This is a genomic window from Kitasatospora sp. NPDC003701, from assembly GCF_053587085.1.
The window spans coordinates 21,824-46,484 of record NZ_JBSFNM010000031.1 but is presented as its reverse complement, the minus strand read 5'-3'; the positions used below and the strand labels follow the sequence as shown (position 1 = coordinate 46,484).

Below are 24,661 nucleotides of genomic sequence, written 5' to 3'. Positions count from 1 at the left end.
GAAACCATCACAAATGCGTACAAAGCGCTCGATTGCCGTCCCCGCCGCCGGTGCCGCCGTCCTGCTCGCAGCCGGACTCGCCCTGATCGTCCCGGGAAGCAGCCCCCACAGCACCGCCCACTCCCCCGCCACCACACCGACGGCGGCCCAGGCACCTCCCGCCCCCAACTCCAACCCCAGTCCCACCGCCACCGCTTCCGCCGCCACCGTGACAGTTCCCCCCACCAGCGAGGCCCCCTCACCCGAACCGGCGGCCGCCACCACTCCGGCCGCGCAGGTGCCCTCGGGCGTCGCGGCGGCGGGCGACGGCCCGCAGGGCGACGCCGCGATCCAGGCCGCCCTGAACGCGCAGCGCGCCAGCGACCTCCCGGCCGAGACCGCCCAGCAGCTCAGCGCGCTGGCCCGCGACGTGTGGACGGCGGAGGCGACCGGCGAGGGCCGCCAGAGATGGCCCGACTACTTCCCCGCGGTCCAAGGGGTTGGCGGGCGGCCGTACTTCTACACCGGGTTCCGGGTGCAGGCGACGATCGCCCACACCGCCAAGGGCGACCCCGAGCACGCCGCGGTCGACCTGCTGTGGGCGGGGACCTCCCCCACCGGAGAGTACGGCGACCACCGACCCGCCCTCGTCACCTTCACCCTCGTCAACGGCACCTGGGAGCCCCGACGATGAGCACGAACACCGCATCCGGCCTTCCTCAGACGCTCGTCGACGTCTCCTGGGCGGCGTGGTCGTGGGCGTCCGCGACGGCCGGCTGGCTGTCCGACAACGGCGACCTTGTGCTCCTGGTGGTCACGCCGGTGGCGATCACGGCCTTCGTCGTCCGCTACCGACTGCTCATGAAGACCTTGGCCGACCGGCAGCGCTTCATCCTCACGCCCACACGCCGCTTCGATCCGAGCCCGGAGGACATCTGGCGCCAGGCCGCCGTCGTACTGCGGGCCGCGGGTAAGGGCCCGTGGTGGGCGCCGAAGGCGGCCAAGCGGGTGCGGGTACGGCTGAGGGCGGACGGCAGCACCCCGCTGGAGTACTCGCTGGAGGCGCACTGCGACGCCGCGACCCTGCTGCGCGACAGCCGCTACCGGGAGGTCACGGTGGAGAAGGCGGCACTCGCCGAGGACTCGTGGGCCGAGCAGGTGCGGGCGGAGGCGGAGGCGCGGAAGGAGGAGAGGAAGAAGCCGCGCAAGGAGCGGCGGATGAAGGCCGCGGAAGGCGAGGAAGAGGAGAAGGCCAAGCGCCTGCACGCCGTGCGGGCCGAGTTCGTGCTCAGGGGCCGGGCGTCGGCGGCGCTGCGCGAGGTGCCGCTGGAGCCCGATCCGCTCCAGCCGGTCATCGACGCCGTCGCGGACATCCGTACCGAGCTGGGCGAGGTCGCGGAAGTCGTCCTCGACCTGCAGCCCATCCCGGGCTGGCAGGTGAAGCTGCGCCAGTGGCAGATCCTCCACGAGGCGCGGGACAAGGAGCGGACCCGGGCCCGTAAGGCCGCCGGGCACGCCGCCACCGACGCCCAGGACGTCCAGGACTCCTGGCGCTTCCAGCTGGCCAGCCTGTTCGAGCCGTCGTCGGCCCGCAGGCCTCCGCTGATCCCCCCTCCACGCCCGCAGCCCCTCAACACCGACAAGGCGCTCGGCCGGCTCGCCAGCTCCCGGGGACTGGTGCGGATCCAGGTGCTGGTGCGCTGCACCTCCACCATGGAGGGCCGTGCCCGGCAGCTGCTCGGTCAGCTGACCGCCGCCATGGACGTGTTCGGCGACGGCAGCCGGCTCGCCCAGGACGCCGGCCGGTTCCTCTCGCTGACCTGGAGCGCGGACAGCCGCCACCGCCGCGACGCCTTCGACAAGCGCTGGAGCACCGGGCAGGTGGCCCCCCGCAAGCCGAACTGGGTGCATATCTCCGAGCTCCAGGGGCTGCTCAAGCCCCCGACCGTGCACAGCGTGCTCCCCGTGCTCGCCTCCGAGCTGCCCGACTACGTGCCCGGCGAGTCCCTGGTGCCGCACGGCTACCTGAAGTACCCCGACGGCCGCCGGCGCCTGATCGCCGGCCTGCTCGCGGAGTTCCTCTTCAGCATCAAGGTGGGCAAGGCGAACTACGGCAAGACCGAGTGGGCCCTCGTCCAGGCGCTGGCCGTGGCCCTGGCCGGCGAAGGCGTGCTGTTCGTCGACCCGCACGGCGACACCTGGCGCTCCGTCGCCCCCTACCTGGCGCACCCGGCCCTGTCCTCCCTGGTCTGCCGGATCGACCTGGCCCGGGCGGAGGACCCGGGCGCGGTCATCCCCAGCTGGAACATGATCGGCATGGACCGGGACCAGAACCCGGCGAGGACCGTCACCGCCGCGGTCGACGCCCTCGCCACGGCCCTGTCCTGGAGCGAAGCCACCCACCCGCGGGCCGCCACCATCCTCACCAAGGCCATCGAGGCCCTGGTCGCCTACAACCTCGCCGCCTGCCACGCCGGCCGCCCCGACGCGCAGGCCACGCTCCTGCAGGTACGCACCCTGCTCACCGACCAGGAGGTGCAGCGCCCGATCCTGGACATGCTCTCCGCCGAGCAGCGCCGCTGGTGGGAGACCACCTTCGCCACCTACCCGGCGGACGTCCTCGCCCCGGTGACCAACCCGCTGGACCGCCTGGCCGCGAACCCGGTCACCCGCGCCTTCCTCGGCAACCCCACCGGCGCCTACGACATCCGCGAGGCGATGGACGACGGCAAGATCGTGTGGCTGTGCCTGGAGGGCACCGGGCCGAGCGACCGCCTCCTCATCTCGATGATCATGCAGGACCTCCTGCGTGACGGCCTGTCACGCCGGGACACCGCCGAGGACGACCGGCGACCCTTCCACGTCTTCGCCGACGAGCTCATCAGCCTCGACCCGGCCGGCGGGCCGACCTTCGCGAGCATCACCGAGCAGCTGCGCAAGTTCAAGGTCCGCCTGCACGTCATGGTCCAGCACCTGGGCCGGGTCCAGCCGACCACCCGGGAATCGCTGATGCAGAACAGCTCGGTGGTGAGCACCACGGCAGGCGCCATGGCCGCGATCAAGACGGTCACCGACGAGTGGCACGGCATGGTCGACCCGGCCGCCGTCGCCGAGCTGCGCCGCTTCGAGCACTACGTCCAGGTCACCGCCAACGGAGCCCCGATCGGCCCGCTGCGCGTGGAGGGACCGCAGGTCAAGGAGGTCTTCAAGGACTACTACAGCCCCCAGCTGGTCGGACGAATGACCGCAACGGCGAACCGGGCCGTACAGGCCCAGCCGGTCGGGGAGCGCCTGCTGCGGGCCCAGGGGCAGGATGCGGTGGTGCTCGCCTTCCTGAACTCCCTCGGCAACGGCGGCCAGGCGGTCCAGCAGGGCGGAACGCCGACGCCCGGCGGCGGGACAGCGGTGGCCCTGACGAAGCCTCAGACCCCGCGTCGACGGGGGCCGGGACGCCCGCCAGCCGCACCCAAGCCGGTGAACCGGGCCGAATAGCGGAGGAGCCGGATGCCTGGAGGGCACCGGACCCAGCGACCGCCTGCTGATCTCCATGATCATGCAGGACCTGCTGCGGGACGGCCTCTCGCGCCGTGACACCGCCGAGGACGCCCGCCGGCCCTTCCACGTCTTCGCCGACGAACTCATCTCGCTAGACCCGGCCGGCGGTCCGACCTTCGCGAGCATCACCGAGCAGCTCCGGAAGTTCAAGGTCAGGCTCCATGTCATGGTGCAGCACCTGAACCGGGTACAGCCCACCACGCGGGAGTCACTGCTGCAGAACGCCTCCGTGGTGAGCACGACCGCCGGCGCCATGGCCGCGATCCGGGTGGTCACCGACGAGTGGCACGGCGCGGTCGACCCGGCTGCGGTCGCCGAGCTGAGCCGCTTCCAGCACTACGTGCAGGTCACCGCCAACGGTGCTCCGGTCGGGCCGCTGCGCGTCGAGGGCCCCCAAGTCAAGGAGGTCTTCAAGGCGTACTACAGCCCCAAGCTCGTCGGCCGGATGACGGCCTCGGCGAACTAGGCAGTGCGGGCCGAGCCGACGGAGGAGCGGCTGCGCCGCGCGCGGGAGCAGGACGCGGTGGTGCTCGCCTTCCTGAACTCCTTCGGCAGCGGCGGCCAGGCGGTGCAGCAGGGCGGGCCGCTCTCACCCGGCGGCGCCCCGGTCGCCTTGACAAAGCCTCAGACCCCGAGGCGACAGGGGCCGGGCCGACCGCCGACTGCACCCAAGCCGGTGAACCGGACCGAGTAGCTGAGAGGCCGAATGTCCGGTGGGCTGGTGGGGCGACTGCCACCATGCTCACCCGGCATGGCTGACGGCTGCGTCCGAATCGGTGAATCGGACACAGCAGGGGGTGCCCCAGGCCGTGGTTCGATCGGTCCGATTCGTCAGCTGACATGCCATTAGATATGTTCACTACGTTTGCACCAATTTGTCGCGAGCCTATGCCAACAGCACGCGCGCGATGACCGAAATCATGCAGACAGCGACTCAAAAGTTGCGTATTGTGATCACACTGAAGCTCTGGGGCGAATGCGGTCGGGGCGATTCGGTCATACGTGCACACCGCACTGGCCCTGTCGTCGTCTATCGCCACCACGAGGCTGAGTAACGGGGGGCGGATCAGGCGTGTTAGGCACGTGACACAGGCAATGCAGTGCACGGGCAGCCGCAGTTGGGAGAACTGATACGGCTTCCCCTGGCACGGCCCGGGTCGCCCGTCGACCCATTGATCTGTCATATCTGGGTCAAATTCGAATTCAGGCCGGCTCACGCCGGATCGACGCGAAGTTGGGCAGAGAACGTGAGTCTTGGAACGGCTGAAGAATCGGCGCAGAACCCCGACGTACCCGCGCGCCTCCCCTCTCGACTCCGCAGGTTGCGCCGAGCAGCATCCAGCCTCGCGGCACTGTCGTTGCTGCTGGGAGGCACGGCCGCCTGCTCCTCGACTGCCGACACGTCGGCCGCGCCTGCCTCCACGCCGCCCCTGTCGGCTATGCCGACGGCAACGTCAGCAGTGCCCACGTCAAGCGCTCCGGATCCGACCGCAGACGCCAAGGAAGGGGCGCTGGTTGCCTACCGCGGCATGTGGACCGTGACGGTCAAGGCGTTCGCAGCCGGCTCCCTGGACGGGGCCGACGACCTTGAGACCTACATGACCGACAAGGCGCTGGCCGGCTTCAAGGTCGCGGTGGCCTACTACGCGAAGAACGATCTTGTCGTGAGGGGACAGCCTCTGCTCACGCCCCAGGTCCAGGCCGTCGACCTGGCGAGCGCGCCGCGGCGGGCCACCATCCGCGACTGCGTCGACAGCTCGAATTTCCTGCCGGTGAACAAGACGACCGGCAAGCAGTCCACCACCGACGGGCGGTACCGACAGGTCATGAACGCCGTCGTCCAGTACATCGACGGCCGATGGCTGGTCACGGACGCGGCCTACGACCGGGAGCAGTCGTGCTGAGAGCAGCGCGCGCGGCCGGCGCCGTCGCCGTGCTGCTCCCCACCGCTGTGCTGCTGGGGCCAACCGCCTGGGCCGACGGCGGTGTCGAGTGCCCGCCCTTCGTGGTGAACTGCGACATCAATGCGGGCGACGGCGGGACAAAGCCAGGCGGGGGCGGTACCGGCGGCAGTGGCGGAACGGGCACCGGCGGCACGGGAAGTGGTGGCGGTGGCGGCGGTGGCGGGAAAGCTGTCTGCGTCATCGACGACAACGAGGTCCCCTGCTTCGTCGACCGGTACGGCTGGTTCAACCCCACCGACCGCTGCTACTGGCAGCTGATGGACCCGCAGCCCCCCGCGGACAGCTACCGCTGGAAGCTGGCGAACGGGATCCCGGCCGACTGGCAGCCCGGACAGGGCGCCCTGTACAACCGCACGTGCCTGGCCAAGGGCGCCGAGCTGATGGGTGGTACCACCTACAGCGCCACACCTCCGCCCGGCCAGGGCGGCGGGGTGGTGATCGACCCGGCGCAGCTCGCCCAGCAGGCGGTGGAGGCGATGCGGCTGACCGGTGCGAACATCGGCATCGCGCCGAAGCCCGGCTCCAGCAGCCTCGTCGGTCTGCCGGTGTGGCTGTGGAACGTCCCGAGCGACACCACCTGGGGCCCGAAGACCGGGACGGCGGCCGCCGGCGGTGTCACCGTGACCGCCACCGCGCACGTGGAGCGCATCATCTGGACGACCGGCGACGGCGCCACGGTCACCTGTACCACCGCCGGCAAGGCCTACCAGCCGTCTTACGGGACCACCGCACCCGAGTGCGGCCACACCTACAACAAGGCCGGCCAGTACGCGATCGGCGCGACGAGCAAGTGGGTCGTGGACTGGTCCTCCAACACCGGGGCGGCGGGCCGGATCGCGACCGATCGCACGGCGGGGACCTCCGTGGCCATCGCCGAGGCCCAGGCCCTCAACACCCACTGACGTCCCCTTCGACGCCGCTGCGGCCGGCCCGCAGCCTCCGAACGCTCCTGAAGGACTTCCTCTGATGGCACGTACTCCCACGCTCAGCAGGCCGCGCCGGGCCCCGGCCGCCGACACCACGAAGGGCGATGCGGCCTCGCCACTGCCCGTGGCCGACACCGGCCCGCGCCGCAGCCGCCGGCCCGCGTTGGTGGCCGTCGGCGTCGCGCTGGCCGCCGTCGGCGGTCTCGCCTCCGCCTTCCTCGTCAACCAGGCCGGCGAGCGGTCCCAGGTGATCGCGGTGGCCCGCGACATCCCGGCCGGCAAGGTCATCACGGTCGACGACCTGCGCAGCGCCACGATGGTCGCCGACCCGGCGCTGCACCCGGTGCCGGTCGGCCGCAGCCACGACATCCTGGGCAAGACCGCCGCAGGCGACCTGCCCGCCGGGTCCCTGGTGACGGACGCGTCGGTGCGCTCGGGCCAGCCGCTGCGGGCCGGCAAGGACCTGGTCGGCGTGCTCGCCAAACCTGGACAGCTCCCGGCACAGGCGCTCCAGGCCGGTGACGAGGTCCTCGTGGTCTCCACTCCCGCGCCGCAGGACGACAAGGCGTCGCCGGCGGTGCGGCCTTCGACGATCGCCGCCGTCGTGGTGCAGGTCGGGGATCCGGACCCGAACGGTGCGCGGGTGGTCGACCTGGCCGTCACGCCGGTCGACAGCCCTGTCGTGGCGTCATGGGCGGCCACCGGCCGTATCGCCTTGGTCGTGAAGGCGAGGCCCTGATGATCGTCGCGTTGCTGTCGGCCAAGAGCTCCGGGGTGACGACGACCGCCCTGGCGCTGGCACTGGCCAGCCCGAAGCGGACCGTGCTCGCCGAATGTGATCCGTCCGGTGGCACGGTGCGGGCCGGTTTCCTGCAAGGAACGACGACGGCGGCCGTGGGCCTGCACCGGCTGGCCACCGCCGAGCGTGACGGCACCCTGCCGGAGGTCTTCGAGCAGCACCTGGTCGCACTGGACCCCGAGGGCCACCGGCTGCTGCTGCCCGGCCTCGTCGATCCGGCGCAGGCCCCGGCCCTGGCCGGCACCTGGGAACCGCTGCACCGGCTGCTGCGGGTGATGGAGGAGGACGGCTACGACATCCTCGTGGACGCCGGCCGGGCGGTGGTGGAGTCCTCACACCGGCTCAGCTCCCTCTACTCCCCCGCGCCGCTGCTGCGCCTGGCGGACCTGGTGCTTCTGGTGGTGCGGGCGAACGCCCCGGCGGTGGCGGCCGCGGCGCCGGTGGTGCGCGTCCTGCGCGAGGACCTCGACCGGCAGGGCACGGGAGCCGGCGCGCTGGGCCTGGTGCTGATCGAGGACGTCGGCCACAAGGCGAGCGAGGTCGCCGCCGCGCTCGGCGTGCCGGTGGTCGCGACGCTGCCGGACGATCCCGCGACGGCCGGGGCACTGAGTTCCGGCGGCCGGGTCCGTGGCCGCTTCGCCCTCGCGCCGCTGATCCGCGCCAGCCGCTCGGCCCACGAGCAGATCACCGTCGCCGCGACGCGACGCCGCGTGCAGATCGCCCCGCGGCCCACCATGGAGGCGTCCCGTGTCTGACACCCTCGCCGCACCCGGGGCCGCCGAGTCCACTCGGCGGGACCGGTTCCGTGACGCCCTGCTGGCCGGCCAGAGCGGCCCCGGCTGGAGCGTCCCCGCCGCGCCGGCCACGCCGGCTCCAGCCGCGAGCACTCCTGTGGTGCCCGGGCCGGTCGTCGTCGGCGGGCAGGGCAGCCTGCCCGTGCCCTACGACGAGATCGCGGGGCTGCGCGGCCGGGTGGCCCAGCGCCTGTTCCAGTCCACCACCGACCGGCCCGGCATGTCGCAGGACGACCGCATGCAGCTCGGCCAGTCCCTGGTCACCACCGAGGTCAGCCTCTGGGCCACCGACTACGCCGCCACCTCCGGCCCCCTGAGCCAGCAGGACGAGCAGGCGGTCCGTACCGCCGTGTTCGAGGCGCTGTTCCAGGCCGGCCGGCTCCAGCCTCTCCTGAACGACCCCGACGTCGAGAACATCCTGATCAACGGTGACGAGGTCGAGGTCGACTACCGCGACCGGCCCCGCAGGCGGGTCCCCGCCGTCGCGGACAGCGACGCGGAGCTGATCGAACTGGTCAACCAGCTCGTGCGCGCCCAGGGGCAGGGCGAGCGGGCGCTCACCCCGGCCAGCCCGATGCTCAACACCCGCCTCGGGGACGGCTCCCGACTCGCCGCCACCGCCTACGTCACCCCACGCCCGCAGATCGTCATCCGCCGCCACCGCACCCGCTCCCAGAGCCTGGCCGACCTACGCGGCTGGGGCACCATCGACACCTGCCTGGAGCAGTTCCTGCAGGCGCTGGTCAAGGCCCGCAAGAACGTCATCATCGCCGGCAGCCAAGGCGTGGGAAAGACCAGCCTGCTGCGGGCCATGGCCCGCCAGATCCCGCCCGGCGAACGGATCGGCACCATCGAGGGCGAGTACGAGCTGTGGCTGCACACCGACGCGAACGGTCCGAGCGTCGTCGCCCTGGAAGGCAGGGAGGGCAACGGCGAACGTGACGCCGCCGGACGCGCGGTCGGCGAGATCACCCTCACCGAACTCTTCGCGCAGAGCCTGCGCATGTCCCTGCGCCGGGTGATGGTCGGCGAGGTACGAGGCGCGGAGATCCTACCGATGCTGCACGCGATGAACGAGGGCGAGGGCGGCTCCATGTGCACCGTCCACGCCCGCTCCGCCGCCCTGACGATCGAACGCCTCGTCATGCTCGCCATGGAAGCCGGCAGCAGCATGACCGACTCCCTCGCCTACCGGATCATCGCCAACGCCGTCGACTTCGTGATCTACGTCCGGCTCGTCGACGAAACCGCCGTCGGCGGCAGCCGGCACCGCTTCGTCGCCGAGGTCATGGAGATCACCGGCGTCGGCGAAGGAGGCCGCCCCTCCCGCCAGACCATCTTCGGCCCCCGCGAGGAAGGGACACACCGCGAACCACGCGCGGTACCGATCATGCTCCCCCAGTGCATCGAGGACCTGGAGCGCGCCGGCCTGGACCGGCGCATCTTCCAGCAGCCCTGGGGCAGCTGGGAGCAGCCGCTGAGGACGGTGACCCGGCTGTGAACCTCTCCCCCATCGCGCTGCTCGCCGCCGTGAGCGGCACAGTCGCGGTTCTCGGTGTGCTGCTGGCCGTGGCCGGTGCCGTCGGCACCACCGGGCCTGTCGTCGCCCGGCCGCCGGGGGCGCTGCGGCGCCGGATGCAGGCCGTGCCCGCCGGGCTGCGCGGGCGCGGGCGCCTGCTCATGGGCGCCGCCGGCGCCGTCGGCCTGCTGGTGTGGCTGGTCTCCTCGTGGCTGCTGGGCGGCCTGCTAACGGCGGCGGCCGTGCTCGGCATGCCCTGGATCCTGCAGCCCGGACGGGGCAGCAAGGGTCAAATCGAGCGCCTGGAGGCGCTGGAGGAGTGGGTGCGGCGCCTGAGCGACATCCACACCGCCGGGATCAGCCTGGAGCAGGCCGTCGCCAGCAGCCTGCGCAGCGTTCCGCGGCGCATCGCGCCCGAGATCTCGCGGCTCGCCTCCCGGCTGGCGTCGAGCTGGCGTCCCCAGGACGCCTACCGGGCGTTCGCGGACGAGATGGACGACGCGTCGGCGGACTCCGTCGCGGCCCTGATGATCGGCCACGTCCAGGACCGCGGAGCAGGCCTCAGCACCGCGTTGAAGATCCTCGCCGGCCAGCTCGCCGAGGAGGTCCTGATGCGCCGCAAGATCGAAGCCGACCGGGAGAAGCCCCGCGCCAACCTGCGCTGGGTTTCGCTGTTCTGCCTGGGCGTCTTCGGCGTCTCCGTGATCTCCGGCAGCTACGTGGAGCCCTACAGCACGCCGTTCGGGCACCTGTTCCTGCTCATCCTGGCGGCCGGCTTCGTCGGCACGCTGATCTGGATGCGCCGAATGGCCATGTCCAAGCCCGCACCGCGCTTCCTCACCACGGGCTCGACCACAACCCAGGAGCCCTCATGATCCCCGCCGCGCCCGCGATCATCGCCGGGGCCGTCGTCGGCCTGGGCGCCACCATCGCCATCGCCGGCGCGACCCGCACCCGCCCCGACCTCACCGACCTGCTGCGCCGCATGGACGCCCGGCGGCTGGAGCACGCCGGACCAGCAGCGGTCGTTTCCGCCGGCTCGGTCCTCGACCGGCTCGGGGCCCGGCTAATCGGCCAGTTCGGCGAGGGAGTGATCCGGCTGCCGCGCCGCGATCTCGCCCTGCTCGGCCGCACCCCGGCCCAGCACGTCGGCCAGAAGATCGGCTTCGCGCTCCTCGGACTGCTGTTCCCCGCCCTGGTACCCGCCGTCATCACCCTGGCCGGCGGTCACCTGTCATTCACCGTGCCCGCGCTGCTCAGCATCGGGCTGGCGGCGCTCGCGTGGCTCGTCCCGGATCTGAACGTCCGGGAGGAGGCGGCCGCCGCCCGCCAGGGGTTCCGCCACGGTGTCGCTTCCTTCCTCGAACTGGTCTGCCTGGAACGGGCGGCCGACGCCGGCCCCAGCGAGGCCCTGCACAAGGCGGCGGCCATCGGCGAGGGCTGGGTGTTCTCGCAGCTGCGCGCCGCCCTCGCCAGCGCGGAACTCTCCGGCGTTCCGCCGTGGGAGGCGCTGCGCCAGCTCAGCGACGAACTCGGCGTGCCGGAGCTCAGCGCCCCGGCCGACATCATCAGGGTCGCCGGCGAGGAGGGCGCCTCCGTCTACACCACCCTGCAGGCACAGGCGTCCGGGCTGCGCGGAGCGCTGCTCACCGACGCCCAGACCGCGGCGAACGTCGCCTCCGAGAAGATGATCATCCCGGTGACGGCGCTGGTCCTGCTCATGTCCCTCTACATCGGCTACCCCGCCATCGCGCGGATCATGGCCGCCTGACCGTCCGAACCCCGACCGACCAGAGAGGCCTCGCCATGCGCGCCCTGACGAACCGCACGATCCGCACCCTCACCTCCTGCGCCGACCCCGTCGTCCAGGCGTTCGCCCTCCACATCCGCCACACCGCGATCCGGCTGCGCAACGAGAAGGACAAGGGCGGGATGTCCATCGAGGCGGCGATCCTCGTCGGCGTCCTCGTCCTGCTCGCCATCGGCCTGGGCACCTTCCTCACCACCAAGCTCACCGAGAAGGAAGGCCAGATCAAGTAGCCGTCCCACCGCCCAGCGACTGCAGGAGCACCTCTTGTCCACACCACGCCCGGATCCCCGAGCCCGCCGCCCGCGGGAGCGCGGCCGCGGGGACCGCGGCGCGGTCTCCCTGGAACTCGCGATCATCTTCCCCGCCGTCATGCTCGCCATCTTCATGATCATCCAGACCGGGCTCTGGTACCACGCCCGCTCGGTCGCCCTGTCCGCCGCCCAGCGCGGCGTGGACCGCGCCCGCGTCCAGGGCGCCGGCATCGCCCAGGGCACCACCGCGGCCGGCGACTTCCTCGACCGGGCCGGCGGCGGCATAGTCGATCGCGTCGTCACCGGAAGCGACGGTGCCACGGTACGCATCGAGGTCAGCGGCCGCATCGACACCTGGATCCCAGGACTGAGCCTGCCCATCCGCCAGCACGCCTCCGGCGCCCGCGAGCGGGTGACCGCACCGTGATCCACATCCTCAGCCGCCCGTCCAGTCACCGAGGGGACCGGGGCAGCGTCAGCCTGGAACTCGCGATCCTGGCACCCGTCCTGATCGCGATGCTGCTCCTGGTCATCGCCGCCGGCCGCATCCACATCGCCGACAACACCGTGGAAGCGGCCGCACGCAACGCCGCACGGGCGGCCTCCCTGGAACGCGACGGCGCCGCCGCGAAGGCGGCCGGCACCCGCGTCGCCCAGCAGACCTTCCAGGACCAGGGCCTGCATTGCGACCAGCTGAAGGTCGACGTCCCCGACGCCGGCTTCCGCGCCCCGCTCGGCACGCCATCCACCGTGCGCGTGAGCGTCAGCTGCACCGTGGCACTGTCCGACCTCGCCCTGCCAGGCCTGCCCGGCAGCCAGACCGTCCGCGGGGAGTTCTCCTCTCCGATCGACGCCTACCGCGGAAGGCCGGCCGCATGACCCTCCGTCTCCCGCGCCGCCCGACTCGCCCGCGCGGTGACGACGGCGCGATCTCCCTGTTCGTGGCCATCTGCGCCGTCGTCATCATGCTTCTCGTCGCACTGGTCGTCGACGGCGCCGGAAAGCTGAGCGCGCTCAACCACGCCGAGTCCGCCGCACAGGAAGCCGCCCGGGCCGGCGCCCAGTCCGTCAACGCCGGCCGGGCCATCTCCGGGGACGGCATCACCGTCGACCGCGCCGCCGCCCAGAACGCGGCCACCGCCTACCTCAAGTCGGCTGGCGCCACTGGCACAGTGAGCTGGGGAAGCGACGGATCGATCATCGTCTCCGTCAGCGAGACCTACCACCCTCTGCTGTGGCCGGGCAGCTCCACCGTCACCGGCCGCGGCAGCGCCACACTGATCGTCCAGGGAGGCTGACCCCCTTGCCCCGCCGAACCGTCTCCCGCCTAGCCGCCGCCCTGCGCGGCCTCCTCTCGCTGGCCGTGCTCCTCGCACTGCTCGGCGCCGTCCCCTACCTGCTGTGGCACACCGGGACCCTCCCCCACCAGGTGCCGTCCTGGGACGACGTCAGCATCGCACTGACCTCCCCCGACAGCGGCGGTCTGTTCATCGGCGCCCTCACCATCCTCGGATGGCTGGGCTGGCTCTCCTTCGTCGCCTCCACCCTGGTCGAGGTCGGCGCACTGCTGCGCCACCGCCGCGCCCCGCGGGTGCGGGCCCTCGGCACCACCCAGCGACTCGCGGCGTCCCTGGTGGCCGGCGTCGCGCTGCTGCTGCCGACCTCGGCGGCCTTCGCCGCGGCCCCCACCGCTTCGGCCGCACCGCTCACGGCGACCGCACCCCAGCACGCCACCGGCCAGCCGTCCGCGTCCCCGGCGACCGCACCGGACGCGTGGACCGGCCCGGTCCACCAGGTCGTCGCTGGCGACACCCTGTGGGACCTGGCCGAACACCACCTCGGCGACGGCACCCGCTGGCACGAGATCGCCGCGCTCAACCCCCAGGTCGACGAGCGGGGGATGCTCCAGCCGGGCTGGACGCTGCGACTGCCCGGCGAGGCCGTCGACCGGACTGCCCCGCCCGGGCCATCTGGCACATCCGGTGGCCTTCGTACCGTCAACGTGCAGCAGGGAGACACCCTCTCAGCGATCGCGCAACGCGAGCTCGGCGACGCCGATCTCTACCCCGAGCTGGTGGAGGCCACCAGCTCTGTCGAGCAGCCCGACGGGGGGCACTTGCAGAACGCCGATCACATCGCGGCTGGATGGCAGATCGTCATCCCCGCGCCGACAGGCAGTGCGGGGCCCACCGTCCCGGCGTCCGAGCCTGAGCAGTCGCCGACGGCATCACCATCTCCCGAGGCATCCGCCGCGGTGGAAGAGTCCCAGAACGTCCCCTCCGCCACTCCACCGGTCCCCGATGAGCCGCCCACATCCGATCCGGCCACTCGTACTCCCTCAGCACAACCGAGCATCCCGGCACCACAACTCAGCACCCCTGCTCCCGCCCCCGCAGGCGTCCCTGCAATGCCGGCCGAGACAAGCCAGACGTCGCCCGAGCACTCCCGCGCCGCTGTATCCGTGGAGGTCGCCAGCGGCATCGGCGCCTTGCTCGGCGCGGGCCTGCTCAATGTCATCGCCTGGAGGCGGCGCGAACAGCAGAACGCCCGCCGTACCGGCGAGACGATCGCGCTTCCGGACTCCACCAGCCCCGCTGAGCAGATGCTCGACCGCACGTCCTCCCCCGCCAGTGTCGAACTCCTGGACCTCGCGCTGCGCACCCTCGCCGCGCGGAACCCGACTTCCCTGCCCGTCGTCCACGGCGCAAAGGTGTCCGCCGACCGCGTCGAGATTCTGGTCGACGATCCTTCCCAGGAGGCGCTGTCGCCGTTCACCGACCGTCCCGACGGCTGGTGGGGCGTGCGTGGCTCCCGGGCCGATCTGCTGGGCGACGAGCAAGTCCAGGACATCCCGGCGCCCTATCCAGGTCTGTCCACGATCGGTGCTACCACTGACGGCACCCACGTCCTGGTCAACCTCCCGCAGGCTGGTGTACTTCTGCTGAAGGGCTCTGAGCAGCAGGTCCGCGAGGTCGCCCGCGGGATCGCGATGGAGGCGGGCACGTCGGCATGGGGTGGCCACGTCGAGGTCCGGACCTGTGGCTTCGGGTTGGAGCTGCAGCAGCTCCTGCCGGCGTGCCGGGTGATGTACACCCCGAGCCTGACGGACGCCACCGCCGATCTGGCCCGGGTGCTGATCGAGGCCCACCAAGCCGTGAACGAAGGCGGCGAACAGCCCCTGCCCTGGATGGTGATCTCCTCCACCACGGCGAGCCACGAGGAGCTGTACGCCTTCGCCGACCTGGCCGCGAAGGCACGGGGCCATCGGATCGCCGCAGTCCTCCCGGCCGAAGGCGCCGCGGACTTCTTCCCCAATGCCCAGATCCTGGACGCCTCCGTGGCCGAGCCGCAGTTGCTGGAGCCGCTTGGCATGCAGGTCGCCCTGCAGCGGGTCACCGATGAGGCCTATCGGCAACTCACCGCGGCCATCGCTCTGACGACCGAGCCTGCCCGCCCGGCTGAAGGTGCGTGGGCGCAACTGCCGGACCCGGACCAGGTCTACACGGGGGGCGTACCTACGCCAGCACCCAATCATCTGTCCGTGGTCGAGTACCGGGAAGAGGGCCAGGACGGCCCTGCCGGGGCGGAGCCGGCGGAGCGGGATGCTGGCCAGGAGGCAGCCATCGCGCCCGTCGGTGATGCCCCGTCGTCCAACGACGGGCCGACAACGGAGCAGACAGCGGCGCCCGCCCAGGCACGGATCCACGTCGTCCGCGAACCGGTACCCGATGACGAGCAGATGAGCTCCCCCGAGGTCCAGGTCCTCGGGCCGCTACAGATCGTCGGCATCGGTAACTCCGTTGTCCCGCCAAAGCTGGTCCTGCTGGCCGCTTACCTCATGTTCCGCAACGAACGGGACCAGAGCAGCATCGGAACCGCCATGAACGCAGTGACGCCCTGGGCCCCGAAGATGGTGAATGAGGAGGTGTCCCGGCTGCGGTCCCGGCTAGGACTGGACGCCAAGGGCGAGCCTCACGTGCGGCTGAAGCCTCGTGGCGTGGCGATGTTCTCGCTCAGCCCGGAGATCACCTCCGACTGGGCCAACTTCATGCACCTCGCCGAGCGCGGGATCCCGAAGGGGGCTGCCGGTGTCCTCGATTTGGAAGCCGCGATGAGCCTGGTGCGGGGCAAACCGTTCGCCGGCGCAGCCGACCACTCCTGGGCGGCTCCGCTGGGCCAAACAATGATCAGCCGGATCGTCGACACAGCCGAGCGGATCGCGGAGCTGCGTACCGGTGACGAGGTCCTGGATGTCGACGCCGCCCGCGCGGCGATCAGTGCCGGTCTCAGTGTCGAGCCGACGGCGGAGAAGCTGTACCGGGCGTGGATGCGGACCGAGCATCGGGCTGGGAACCCTTCGGCGGTTCGGGACGTGATCGCCCGGGTCCACAAGATGGAAGCCGACTGGCGGCTCGCTGGTCTTCAGGCCGAGACCCACACTCTGATCCGACGTCTCACCGCTGTCCGGGAGACCACCAACGGCGCTGTACCATCCGCGAATCCGTGAGCAGCTCCGCTTGATCACGAGCACTGTCCGGACCAATCCGGGTTCTGATGAGCACCGAGCCCCGCAGCCTGCACTTCCTTCGCAGGGCTTGTGGCAAGCCCAGGCCCGTAGCCGGAGATGGTCGTGATCGTCCCAGCAGTGCTCCTCGGGCCTGGGCTCCGGCGATTCCGCAGGATCTAGTACCCACGGATTCACGGACCCCACGGGCATGCAGCACTCCGGTGCACCAACCCTGGGGGCCGGCCGGATCACCGGCTGAGCCCCCTTCTTCCTGTCGCGTTCCCCCAGAGCAGCACTGCACTGAGGAGTTCCTGTGTCCCTGGCTCCCGTCACCGTCGGTCTGGTTGCCGCTGCAGGATGCGCCGTCGGCGCCCTGGCGGTCCGGCCAGTTGTCTTCGTCTACTCCGTCCCCGAGGGCTGGCGAACCTCGTGCCCGCACTGCGGGCATCTGGTGATCCAGGGACTGGCCGGCACTGTTCGGAGGGTTCTTGTCCAGCCACGTTGCCCGCACGGCCCGGCCGTCTCCGAGGCCGGAGGTGACAACCGGGAGGAGGCCCTGCGGATCGGCCCGCCCGTCGGACTTCCGGAAGCGGTCACAGGGGCCGGGGCCGCCGCAGTCGCGGGCGCGGGCGCTTCGGGATGGCTGCTGGCCGCGCAGATGTGGCTGGTGGTGGTGGGCGCGGCGCTGTTGCTAGTGGACATCGCGGTGAAGCGGCTCCCGGACCACCTCACAGCGGCGGCGGGGCTGGGCGTGGCTGTGCTGCTATTTCTCAGTGCTGCGACGGGTGGCCTGTGGGATGCCTTCGGGAGAATGGTGCTGTCCGCGGTCGTCGTGGGGGTGGTGTTCGTCGTCTTGGCTCTGCTGGGCATGGGGCTGGGGGACGCAAAGCTATCCCCGTCCCTGGCCGCTGTTCTGGGCTGGCACAGTTGGTCAGCTGTGTTCTGGGGGATCGGCGCGGGACTGGTACTGGGTGCCGTGCACGCGCTGGTGGTGGCGGTCGGCTCCGGCGCAGGACGCAAAGCGCAGGTGGCACTCGGGCCGGCACTACTGGTCGGAACGCTGGCGGTATCCTCGCTGCTCGGTTGATCCGCCGTACCGGTCTGGGCTCCGCTGGTGGTGCGACTCCCGGTGCATAGCGGGACGGGACGGGCGGGGACCGTCGTCTGTGGCCAGGCGCTGCCCTCTCAGCTGTAGGCCCACGTCGGGTCATACCAACCGGAGTATCGGGCCCGGACGCCCACATGCAGGCGCTGGGCGGAACCCCGAATCGGATCGCCGACCGTGCCCTGCGGGGACGGATGACTTCATGACCGAAATCTCAACTCGGCGGGCCGTAGAGCTGGTACTGCCGGGGGACCCGGCACGACTTCGTCCAGTGGGGCGTGCTGAAGGTGGCGTTCGGTGCGACCAGGAAGACCGAGTTCGCGGTCGGCCCCTCCCTGGGGCACCTGCCGGGGAGAAGCCTGTCCGCCGGGGGCGGGGGCCGGCCGAAGGCCCGGAGCCGGGTGTACGACCGCACCCGCTCCACCACCGCGGATCGACTCGGCCTGGCCCTGGCCCTGGCCCGCTGGCCTGGCCGCAGGGCCCCCTCTCCCCGCGAACGCGGGTGCGACTGCCCCCCTGGCCGCTGTTCGGCGGTGAACCTCGCCGGACTCGATCAGGTCAAATCGGTGGAACGGTCCACGGCGACGCTCTAGGGTCCGGCCATGTCACAGTTTCCCCGGATCGAGCAACTCCTCGGTGGTCGTCTGGACCACGTCGGGTACCACCAGATCGCCGCTCTCGTCGACAACCCGAACGCGGCCGAGGGCATCGACCTCGACTTCAAGGGGTTCGACTACAAGTACGTCTCTCCAGCCGAGAGGAACAAGCCTGAGGCGGAGAGGAAGGACTGGGGCGACGAGCTGGCGAAGGACGTGTCGAGCTTCGCCAACGGACGAGGCGGAGTAATCGTCCTGGGCATGCACGAGGTCAACGGCGTGCCCTCGTGCATCAACCCGTTCCCGCTGAAGGACAAGGACCGACGCGACTACCAGGACGTCGTCGCCGCCCGCACCGAGCCGCGCGTGCACTTCGCGACGCACCCCGTCCCGAACCCGGACAAGACGTCGGAGGGGTTCCTCCTACTGGTCGTTCCGCGCAGTCTCCAGGGTCCCCACGCCGCTCACGGCATCAAGGGGAAGCGGAAGGACGGCTACATCCGGTGCCCGGTCCGGACCGATTCCGGAACGACCTTCCTCTCCCAATCGCAGAACCTTGAGGCCGCCATGCAGAGGATTTCCACGCTCGACCGCAGGAAGGCGGACCGCGACGCCCTTGAGCTCCAAGTCGCCCGGGAAGCCTTCGCCACCACCCCCGAGCCGTCACCCCGACTGCTGCTCTCCTTGATGCCGGCAGTACCGGGCGAGATGGACTTGAATACCCGGTCGCTGGCGACGTTCACCCGGGAGCTGCTTGCCGAGCCTCTGTGGTTGGCCGAGGACGGACACACCTTCGACGACGTCACCCCGTGCAGCTCCGGCCTCTCCGCGGAGATGTACTCCGAGGCTGAACGGGAGATCAACGCGATTCTCGGCACCGACGGCACCGGGGCGCTCGCCTACCAGCTCCGCACCTCCCCGAACAGCACCGTCACCTTCCCGGGTCGGCTTCCCCCGACGACCACGGTGTCGCCCGGCGAGCTCTGCGGCATGGTGCTGACCGCCCTTGGTGTGCTGGCCCGGCACGCCGCCGACCGCGCTGCGACACTCGGCGCATGCGACATCCAGATGAGGGTGGTCGTGTCACTGGGGGAGATGCCGGGCACCCCGATGGCGGCCGCCCCGACGCCTGCGGACGAGCCTGTGGCGCTCGGGTTCGACGGGTCTCAGACCCACGCCTTCGCTTCCGCCGGCGCTGTTGTGGAGAGCCTCACTGTCCCGGGAACCCACCTTGTACAGACCGCCCACAAGCTGCTGACCAAGATCGCTCACTGCTTCGGGCAGGCGGAGTCTCCGTTCACCACTGCCGAGGGCGCCCTGGTGCGCGACCAGCGAAACTCCTTCTTCCCGAGCGGCCGCCTCTACCGGTGGGCGGAAGAGAGCGGGCTGGAGATCGTGACGCACCCCCGGTAGCTCAGGACACGACTGCCCCAATGAGCAGTCAGGGAATCCGTTCGCTCAACGGGCACGGAGACCCCCTCGGCGATCGTATGAAGCGCGCGCACGACGTGCAGGACGAGCCGATCCACATCGCCGATCGGCGGCGGGATCGGGCCGCCGTGCGGGCGATCGCCGCCGAGCCGGTGTCCTGTCTCATTCGATCTTTGCCAGTGGCGTGGGCGCTGAGCTGGGTAGTTAGAATCGGAGTTGAGACGTTGCCGCTGGGCTCGTCTCTTTTCTCGTTGCCGCTGAGACGCAGATCGACGGGGCTGCCTCACCTTCGGTTGCCTGGGCCGTCGATCCCAGACCGTGGCATCAGACCAGCCAGAAGGGCAGCGAGTCGGCGAGTAGGACGAGTCAGGGCTCAGACCACGTCGACCGCTGGGCGAGCAGTACACGGCGTCCTTCCTCTTCAGCACGGGCTTCGGGGCCTCGCCGGTCACCCACCAACCGTGGCACACCGGGCACCAGACTTTCGGTCGCCGGTAGCCGCGGCCCTCCCGGACGGCCAGAGCGAACTCGACGTTCGTGCGCCACCACAGCTCACGCTCTCGCTTCGCCCGCCAGGCCCGCGTACGGCACGCCGCCGAACAGTAGCGCCGCGACGTCCGGCATCCCGCCGGCAGCTCGACGGCACACTGATCCCAGCGCCTGGCGGCCCGCCTGCCCATACTCCCAGCATGCTCCCGACCCGCAGGGCGACGCAGAGGCAATCTGGCGGCACTGGCTCGCCGCAGGCGCCCGGGCCCCGTCTGCGGCGGGGCAGGACATCGGCGAGGGCGGTGAGCTAGGGCAGATCGTCCGATGTGGCGAGTGCGGGGCCGAAGTCGGCGCGGGCCCGGGCAAGGACGGCGTCGGACGGGCCGCCCAGGGCGCACCAGGCGGCGAGGTCGCGGGCCTGGACGAGGTAGCGGCCGGGGTGGACTTCGGTGACGGTCCAGCTGGACAAGTCTCGTACCCGGTCGAGGTGGGCGCTGTTGAGAAGCTGGAGGGCGTGAACGTCGGGTAGGCGCCGGGCCCATAGCGGATCGTTGCCGTACACGGCGTGGACGGGGAGGGTCGGCAGCGGCCGGCCGCGGTCCTGCCAGCCGTAGGACCACTTCGGGGTCAGGTCGACGAAGGCGAGCCGGGTCCGGGCGGCGTTGGCTAGGACGGCGTCCCGCGCCCGCTCGACCAAGGTCTCCCGGCGGGCGTCCAGGTCGTAGGCCTGGTACACGGCTAGGCCGTCCTGCTGCACCCATACCCGGGCGGCCCGGGGATTTGCGGGGTCAAGGTAGACGAGGGTCGCGGTACGGCTGTTGGCCAGCGACCTCGCGAAGCGCTGTGCGACGTCGCTGGCGGAGTCGCGTTGAAGGACGGCTCCGGCGGCGAGGTGGGCCTCTCCCCCGCTGTGCCCGGCCCAGGCGTCCGCTTCCCGGCACCAGCGGTCGACAGCGGCCTGCTCGGTGAGGGGGTGCTCCAGGGCGATGAAGGCAGTCGCCCTGGGTTCCAGGCCGAAGCGGAACCAGTGGGGCGGCATCACCGCGGGAGTGGCGCCGACCCGGCCGGCGAAGCCCTGCTGTTCGAGGGACCGGGCGAAGGCCGCGAGCCATGCGGTCAGGGAGTCGGGCCCCCAGTAGTCCTTCAGCGAGACGTCGACGCCGGCCAGGGTGAGGGCAGGGGCCTGGCCCCACATGGCTCGCTCGCTGCCGTCGCCGTTGGCCGCGCTCGCCGCCTCCTGGGCCGCAGCCAGCAGCCCGGTCTCTCCCCCGGGCCCCGGTTGCTCGGGCACGTACTCAATGTGGCATCCGTCGTGGCCACGCTCTTCCAAGTCCCGCTCGATCGACCCGTGGTCGACCCGGACTCCCCCCGTGGTGGTCATGATCGGGACTCTACCGACGGCCGATGACACGAGCTCCGGCCCCTGCGAACCAGCCAAAGTCGCCGAAGTCCCGCCGTCCTGCCCCGGGCAGCGCGAGGATCGGTCCATGACCGAAACCACGGAGCAGCAGCACGTCGGCAACGGACTGCTGCCTGCCGACCCGGCCGGACTGCGACTGTCCCTCAGCGTCGAGACCTGGCCGGCGCGCCTCGCCGGGCGGGCGGCCGAGGAATGGACGCTGCTGGCACGTTACGAACGGCCCAGGCCGGGGCAACTGTCGAGCCGGACGGCGTTCGGCGCCGACCTGGCTCACGTCGGGATCGTGAGCATGCGCCGGGTGCCGCTCCTACGGGGGGTGATCGCCCCGGACGTCTTCGAGGACCTGGTGGGCGTGGTCGGCGAGCCGGCGCTCGACCAGGCGGTACTCACAGCCGTGGCCGAACAGGTCTTCACCCGACGAGGTGGAGAGCACCGCCTCGTACCCGGGGTCCGCGAGGTCCTGGGCAGGGGGCCGCGAGCGGATCTCGGGGACCTGCTGCTGGTCGACAACTTCTCGGTCAGCACGGACTGGGCCGTCCAGGACCTCGACCTCCTGCTGCTCGGCGAGGCCCTCGCGCGGGCGGCGGCCGTCACCGGCGCGTGCTTCGCGGCCACCGCCCCATCCTGCCTGCGCGCGTCCCAGGGCTCCCGGCAGGTCCTCTCGGTGCTGAACCGCGCCGGGTTCCGCACCCTGGCCGGGCACGTGATGGTCGCCGCCGCCACGGAACTGCCGCGGATGGCCGGCCCCGGGTGGCTGGCCCCGGCCTGGCGCTACCGCACCGCTCTCTGAGGCTCGCCGCCCGCCGCGTCGAGGCGCCGCTCACGACCGGGGCACTGGCCGCCCTCCGGCTGTCCAGGCGCAGCCAGCTTCTCCCCGGCCTGGCCGCTGCCCGGCCGGTTCGGCCGGGCAACTGGCTCACACCCGCATGTCCTGCAGGTCGAGACTGGGCTGGATCGGGTCCTCCGGGGTCGGGAACCGCTCGCACAGCTGGTTGTAGTAGCGCCGGACGCTGTCCGCGCTCACCGGCCCGTCCCCGGCCTTGTTGCTCTTGAAGCCCCTCGTGTGGAGGAAGTCGGCGAGCTCCGTCTGCTCCGGGTGCCGCTGGTGCTCGGTGACGAAGGTGAAGAAACCCTCAGCCCAGCCGGACGGGATCCGCTGGGCGTCATCGGTCTGCTGGGTGACCACCGGGCCGGCTGCCGAGCCGAGCGCCGAGACCCGAGCGGCGGGCACGGACTGCGCGGAGGCCTGCTGCCATCCCTCGTCGACGGCCTCCTCGGCCGGCTGCGCAATGCCGCTCTGCGCAGCCGGTGCCGCCGGGGCGCCGTGCGCATGGCCGATGCGCAGAAGATCGTCTTCCGGAATCGCCCCGTCCGGCGCCACAAAGAGCTGCGCAATGCCGAACGGCGCCTCGGCCTGCTCGGCTTCTCCGTGCGCAATCACTGGGCCATGGCCATTGACCTGCATAAACACCGGATTCGGTTGCGCGGGCGCAGGCTGCTCAACCTCCGGTTCCGGCGCCTGCGCGGGACTCTCCTGCGCATGATCATCCTGCGCAATCGGCTCGGGTTTCGGCTGCGCAAGGGCCTTGCGCAGCGCAATCTCGCCCGGCAGCGGCTGCGCATGCGCAATGGCCTGGTCGTCCTGGCGCGCGGCGGCGCCGAGCTGGCGGGCGCGCTCCTGGTGGGCGAGGAGGCGGCTCAACGGTTCGGCGTCGACGCCGACGGCGGCCAAGCCCGCCTCGTAGGTGACCTCCACCGGCACGCCGAGGTCGGCGAGCTGCAGCGGGAGCCGCGCCGCCGGGGGGAGCTGCGGCTTCCTGCGCGCGACAAGACGCCTGAACCTCGATGGGTGTGTCGTCGCGATGAGGACCCTGTAGGTGAGCCGGGCCTGTTCCCCGTGGATCGCGTCGCCGAGGCTGCGGATCTCCCAGAGCTGCATCCGGCGCCAGAGGCGCCAGGTCTGACCGGGTGCCAGCACCCACCGAATCAAGCGGATCCGGTCGATCGACCGGTCGGAGCTGAGCCGGGCCAGGCGCGCAACAGAATGACGGCCGGCCTCGGAAACGATGATGAAGAGGATCGGGATGACGGCGTGCATTCCCACGCCGAGCGGGTCCGGCCACGACGCCGACGCGTTGAACGCGATCGTGGCGATCGTGAGCAGCCAGGCGGTCGGGCGCAGCAGCGGGAACGGGATGCGCAGCCAGGCGAGGACGAGGTCGAGGGTCAGGAGGACGAGGATTCCGGCGTCGACCCCGATCGGGAAGATCCGGGCGAAGTCGCCCATGCCCTTGCGGACGGCGATGTCTCGGACGGCGAGGTAGGAACCTCCGAGGCCGATCGCCGCGATGATCAGTGCCCCGACGGCCACGCCGCCGATCAACCATTTGTGGATTGGCTTCAGGACCGGCCGGGTCACTGGCTCCCCCTTGCTTGCTCACGTACTCATGTTCAAGGGGTCACTGTTTCACGTGAGCCACCAGGTAGTCACAGGACATTGCGGCTAGGCGGCTTCCGGGCCCGTCGCTTGGAGCATTCGGATACTCAACGCCACCTCGCGGTCGCTGAGGGCGAGGGGGCGTCCGCCAGGGCGGTGGCCGGCTGGCGGGCTGTCGGTCAGGGCCCGATGACCAGCCAGTAGATCAGGTCGGCGTCAAGTTCCCTTTCTTCTGTTCGGCTCCATAGGTCGCTTCTGACGGCGCAGATTGGGCTCTGGCCTCGTGGTGGCTCGGTTGCTCTGGGGATGTCTCAGCGCCTGGGGCGTAGTGCCCACACGGCCCAACCGAATTCCACGCCCGTCATGACGCATCCTGCCGCGACGGCGCCCCATCGCCAATTAGAGGCACAGTCGACGTGCGGGGGCACTGCCAGGATGGTTAGGCCGGAGGTCAGGAGGAGCAGTCCTGCGCTGTAAAGCCAGCGGGCAATGTTCGCTCGATGGCGAAACTTCTCGCCTTGAGTCTTGAGGATGTCACTGAGCTGCGTGCGCCGGTACTCCTGTTCCCAGTCGGGATACCAGTCCATCAGGTCCTTGGGGGTGACGGAGTAGTAGCGGGCCAGGAACGTGACTTGCACGGCGCTGATGAGCATGAACGCGGCCAGCACGAAGAGCAAGAGGGCCTGGTCAGGCCATCGAGCAGTGTCTGGCTTCAGCGAGGTCAGGATGATCACGGAGATGGTCAGCGAGAAGCCAGCCAGGAACGGGGCCGCGACGCTGCCCATGCTCGCGATCGAGTCAGTGAACCCCCAGGTGCCAAGGGGGGTGATGTTGCCCCACCAGTGGCCTCGCTCGGCTGGCGGCTTGGGGTCGCGGGCGTTGAGCTTCACTGGCGGTTGCGGGGCGTCTTGGGGGTGCCTCTCCAGCTGGGCGTTCTCGCGAAGGAGTTGCACAGCCTCCCGGAGAAGCTGCACGGTCTCCGAAGGAGGCCGCACAGCATTGATGATCTTCCTCCGCCAGTGTGGGTCCACGGGCGCCGTCCTCACATGAGTGAAATCATATGAACAGTCTCCCCTGAA

Annotated in this window: 21 protein-coding genes; 18 read left to right on the top strand and 3 right to left on the bottom strand. The window is 71.1% G+C overall.

Annotated elements, in window-relative coordinates; genetic code table 11:
* Positions 1-13 precede the first annotated feature (13 nt).
* The 17 genes from ACWDRR_RS26010 to ACWDRR_RS25930 all read left to right on the top strand — a co-directional run bounded on the left by ACWDRR_RS26010 (position 14) and on the right by ACWDRR_RS25930 (position 19,218).
* Entirely contained in the window at positions 14-673 is a 660-nt protein-coding gene (locus ACWDRR_RS26010; protein ID WP_449774635.1) for a hypothetical protein, read from the top strand.
* Positions 670-3,471 carry an ATP/GTP-binding protein gene (locus ACWDRR_RS26005; RefSeq protein ID WP_449774634.1) on the top strand — a complete coding sequence of 934 codons (2,802 nt, stop codon included), beginning with the start codon at positions 670-672 and terminating at the stop codon, positions 3,469-3,471. The genes ACWDRR_RS26010 and ACWDRR_RS26005 overlap by 4 nt, the downstream gene beginning before the upstream one ends.
* A 55-nt stretch (positions 3,472-3,526) precedes the next feature.
* Positions 3,527-4,000: a hypothetical protein gene (locus tag ACWDRR_RS26000; RefSeq protein ID WP_449774633.1), complete on the top strand. Its 474-nt coding sequence runs from the start codon at positions 3,527-3,529 to the stop codon at positions 3,998-4,000.
* 1,063 nt (positions 4,001-5,063) lie between these two features.
* Positions 5,064-5,438 (top strand): hypothetical protein, encoded by a 375-nt coding sequence (locus ACWDRR_RS25995; RefSeq protein ID WP_449774632.1) that lies wholly within the window; start codon positions 5,064-5,066, stop codon positions 5,436-5,438.
* Positions 5,432-6,400, top strand: a complete 969-nt coding sequence (locus ACWDRR_RS25990; RefSeq protein WP_449774631.1) for an ATP-binding protein — start codon at positions 5,432-5,434, stop codon at positions 6,398-6,400. The genes ACWDRR_RS25995 and ACWDRR_RS25990 overlap by 7 nt, the downstream gene beginning before the upstream one ends.
* A gap of 64 nt (positions 6,401-6,464) precedes the next feature.
* The gene (locus tag ACWDRR_RS25985; protein ID WP_449774630.1) at positions 6,465-7,163 is read left to right on the top strand and encodes an SAF domain-containing protein; all 699 of its coding nucleotides are present in this window, start codon (positions 6,465-6,467) and stop codon (positions 7,161-7,163) included.
* A complete protein-coding gene (locus tag ACWDRR_RS25980) occupies positions 7,163-7,978 on the top strand; it encodes a hypothetical protein (RefSeq protein WP_449774629.1) in 816 nt (271 codons plus the stop codon). The genes ACWDRR_RS25985 and ACWDRR_RS25980 overlap by 1 nt, the downstream gene beginning before the upstream one ends.
* The gene (locus ACWDRR_RS25975; protein ID WP_449774628.1) at positions 7,971-9,518 is read left to right on the top strand and encodes a CpaF family protein; all 1,548 of its coding nucleotides are present in this window, start codon (positions 7,971-7,973) and stop codon (positions 9,516-9,518) included. The genes ACWDRR_RS25980 and ACWDRR_RS25975 overlap by 8 nt, the downstream gene beginning before the upstream one ends.
* Entirely contained in the window at positions 9,515-10,411 is an 897-nt protein-coding gene (locus ACWDRR_RS25970; protein WP_449774627.1) for a type II secretion system F family protein, read from the top strand. Before ACWDRR_RS25975 ends, ACWDRR_RS25970 begins: the two co-directional genes overlap by 4 nt.
* Complete coding sequence (locus tag ACWDRR_RS25965; RefSeq protein ID WP_449774626.1) at positions 10,408-11,307, top strand: type II secretion system F family protein; 900 nt, start codon at positions 10,408-10,410, stop codon at positions 11,305-11,307. Before ACWDRR_RS25970 ends, ACWDRR_RS25965 begins: the two co-directional genes overlap by 4 nt.
* Before the next feature lie 35 nt (positions 11,308-11,342).
* Entirely contained in the window at positions 11,343-11,576 is a 234-nt protein-coding gene (locus ACWDRR_RS25960) for a hypothetical protein (RefSeq protein ID WP_449774625.1), read from the top strand.
* A gap of 34 nt (positions 11,577-11,610) precedes the next feature.
* Positions 11,611-12,024, top strand: a complete 414-nt coding sequence (locus ACWDRR_RS25955) for a TadE family protein (protein ID WP_449774624.1) — start codon at positions 11,611-11,613, stop codon at positions 12,022-12,024.
* The gene (locus ACWDRR_RS25950) at positions 12,021-12,476 is read left to right on the top strand and encodes a TadE family protein (protein WP_449774623.1); all 456 of its coding nucleotides are present in this window, start codon (positions 12,021-12,023) and stop codon (positions 12,474-12,476) included. Before ACWDRR_RS25955 ends, ACWDRR_RS25950 begins: the two co-directional genes overlap by 4 nt.
* On the top strand, positions 12,473-12,895 hold the full coding sequence (locus ACWDRR_RS25945) for a pilus assembly protein TadG-related protein (protein WP_449774622.1): 423 nt from the start codon (positions 12,473-12,475) through the stop codon (positions 12,893-12,895). The genes ACWDRR_RS25950 and ACWDRR_RS25945 overlap by 4 nt, the downstream gene beginning before the upstream one ends.
* Before the next feature lie 65 nt (positions 12,896-12,960).
* Positions 12,961-16,104: a LysM peptidoglycan-binding domain-containing protein gene (locus ACWDRR_RS25940; RefSeq protein ID WP_449774621.1), complete on the top strand. Its 3,144-nt coding sequence runs from the start codon at positions 12,961-12,963 to the stop codon at positions 16,102-16,104.
* A 313-nt stretch (positions 16,105-16,417) separates the two neighbouring features.
* A complete protein-coding gene (locus ACWDRR_RS25935) occupies positions 16,418-17,191 on the top strand; it encodes a prepilin peptidase (RefSeq protein ID WP_449774620.1) in 774 nt (257 codons plus the stop codon).
* Between the two features lie 620 nt (positions 17,192-17,811).
* Entirely contained in the window at positions 17,812-19,218 is a 1,407-nt protein-coding gene (locus ACWDRR_RS25930; RefSeq protein WP_449774619.1) for an AlbA family DNA-binding domain-containing protein, read from the top strand.
* Between the two features lie 814 nt (positions 19,219-20,032).
* Here the strand turns inward: ACWDRR_RS25930 and ACWDRR_RS25925 are convergent.
* A complete protein-coding gene (locus ACWDRR_RS25925) occupies positions 20,033-21,106 on the bottom strand; it encodes a hypothetical protein (RefSeq protein WP_449774618.1) in 1,074 nt (357 codons plus the stop codon).
* 106 nt (positions 21,107-21,212) lie between these two features.
* On the opposite strand from ACWDRR_RS25925, the gene ACWDRR_RS25920 reads away from it, so the two are divergent.
* Positions 21,213-21,935, top strand: coding sequence for a hypothetical protein (locus ACWDRR_RS25920; protein ID WP_449774617.1), 723 nt, complete (start codon positions 21,213-21,215; stop codon positions 21,933-21,935).
* Positions 21,936-22,061: 126 nt separating this feature from the next.
* Here the strand turns inward: ACWDRR_RS25920 and ACWDRR_RS25915 are convergent, their stop codons facing one another.
* Positions 22,062-23,564 carry a DUF2637 domain-containing protein gene (locus tag ACWDRR_RS25915; RefSeq protein ID WP_449774616.1) on the bottom strand — a complete coding sequence of 501 codons (1,503 nt, stop codon included), beginning with the start codon at positions 23,562-23,564 and terminating at the stop codon, positions 22,062-22,064.
* 329 nt (positions 23,565-23,893) lie between these two features.
* A complete protein-coding gene (locus ACWDRR_RS25910) occupies positions 23,894-24,472 on the bottom strand; it encodes a hypothetical protein (RefSeq protein WP_449774615.1) in 579 nt (192 codons plus the stop codon).
* Between the last annotated feature and the right edge of the window lie 189 nt (positions 24,473-24,661).

What these genes read in the sequence shown, in the direction of transcription:
- ACWDRR_RS25945 (WP_449774622.1), top strand. Translation starts at nt 12,473, where the DNA reads ATGACCCTCCGTCTCCCGCGCCGCCCGACTCGCCCGCGCGGTGACGAC.
- ACWDRR_RS26000 (WP_449774633.1), top strand. Translation starts at nt 3,527, where the DNA reads ATGATCATGCAGGACCTGCTGCGGGACGGCCTCTCGCGCCGTGACACC.
- ACWDRR_RS25995 (WP_449774632.1), top strand. Translation starts at nt 5,064, where the DNA reads ATGTGGACCGTGACGGTCAAGGCGTTCGCAGCCGGCTCCCTGGACGGG.
- ACWDRR_RS25960 (WP_449774625.1), top strand. Translation starts at nt 11,343, where the DNA reads ATGCGCGCCCTGACGAACCGCACGATCCGCACCCTCACCTCCTGCGCC.
- ACWDRR_RS25965 (WP_449774626.1), top strand. Translation starts at nt 10,408, where the DNA reads ATGATCCCCGCCGCGCCCGCGATCATCGCCGGGGCCGTCGTCGGCCTG.
- ACWDRR_RS25925 (WP_449774618.1), bottom strand. Translation starts at nt 21,106, where the DNA reads ATGACCACCACGGGGGGAGTCCGGGTCGACCACGGGTCGATCGAGCGG.
- ACWDRR_RS26010 (WP_449774635.1), top strand. Translation starts at nt 14, where the DNA reads ATGCGTACAAAGCGCTCGATTGCCGTCCCCGCCGCCGGTGCCGCCGTC.
- ACWDRR_RS25930 (WP_449774619.1), top strand. Translation starts at nt 17,812, where the DNA reads ATGTCACAGTTTCCCCGGATCGAGCAACTCCTCGGTGGTCGTCTGGAC.
- ACWDRR_RS25980 (WP_449774629.1), top strand. Translation starts at nt 7,163, where the DNA reads ATGATCGTCGCGTTGCTGTCGGCCAAGAGCTCCGGGGTGACGACGACC.
- ACWDRR_RS26005 (WP_449774634.1), top strand. Translation starts at nt 670, where the DNA reads ATGAGCACGAACACCGCATCCGGCCTTCCTCAGACGCTCGTCGACGTC.
- ACWDRR_RS25985 (WP_449774630.1), top strand. Translation starts at nt 6,465, where the DNA reads ATGGCACGTACTCCCACGCTCAGCAGGCCGCGCCGGGCCCCGGCCGCC.
- ACWDRR_RS25920 (WP_449774617.1), top strand. Translation starts at nt 21,213, where the DNA reads ATGACCGAAACCACGGAGCAGCAGCACGTCGGCAACGGACTGCTGCCT.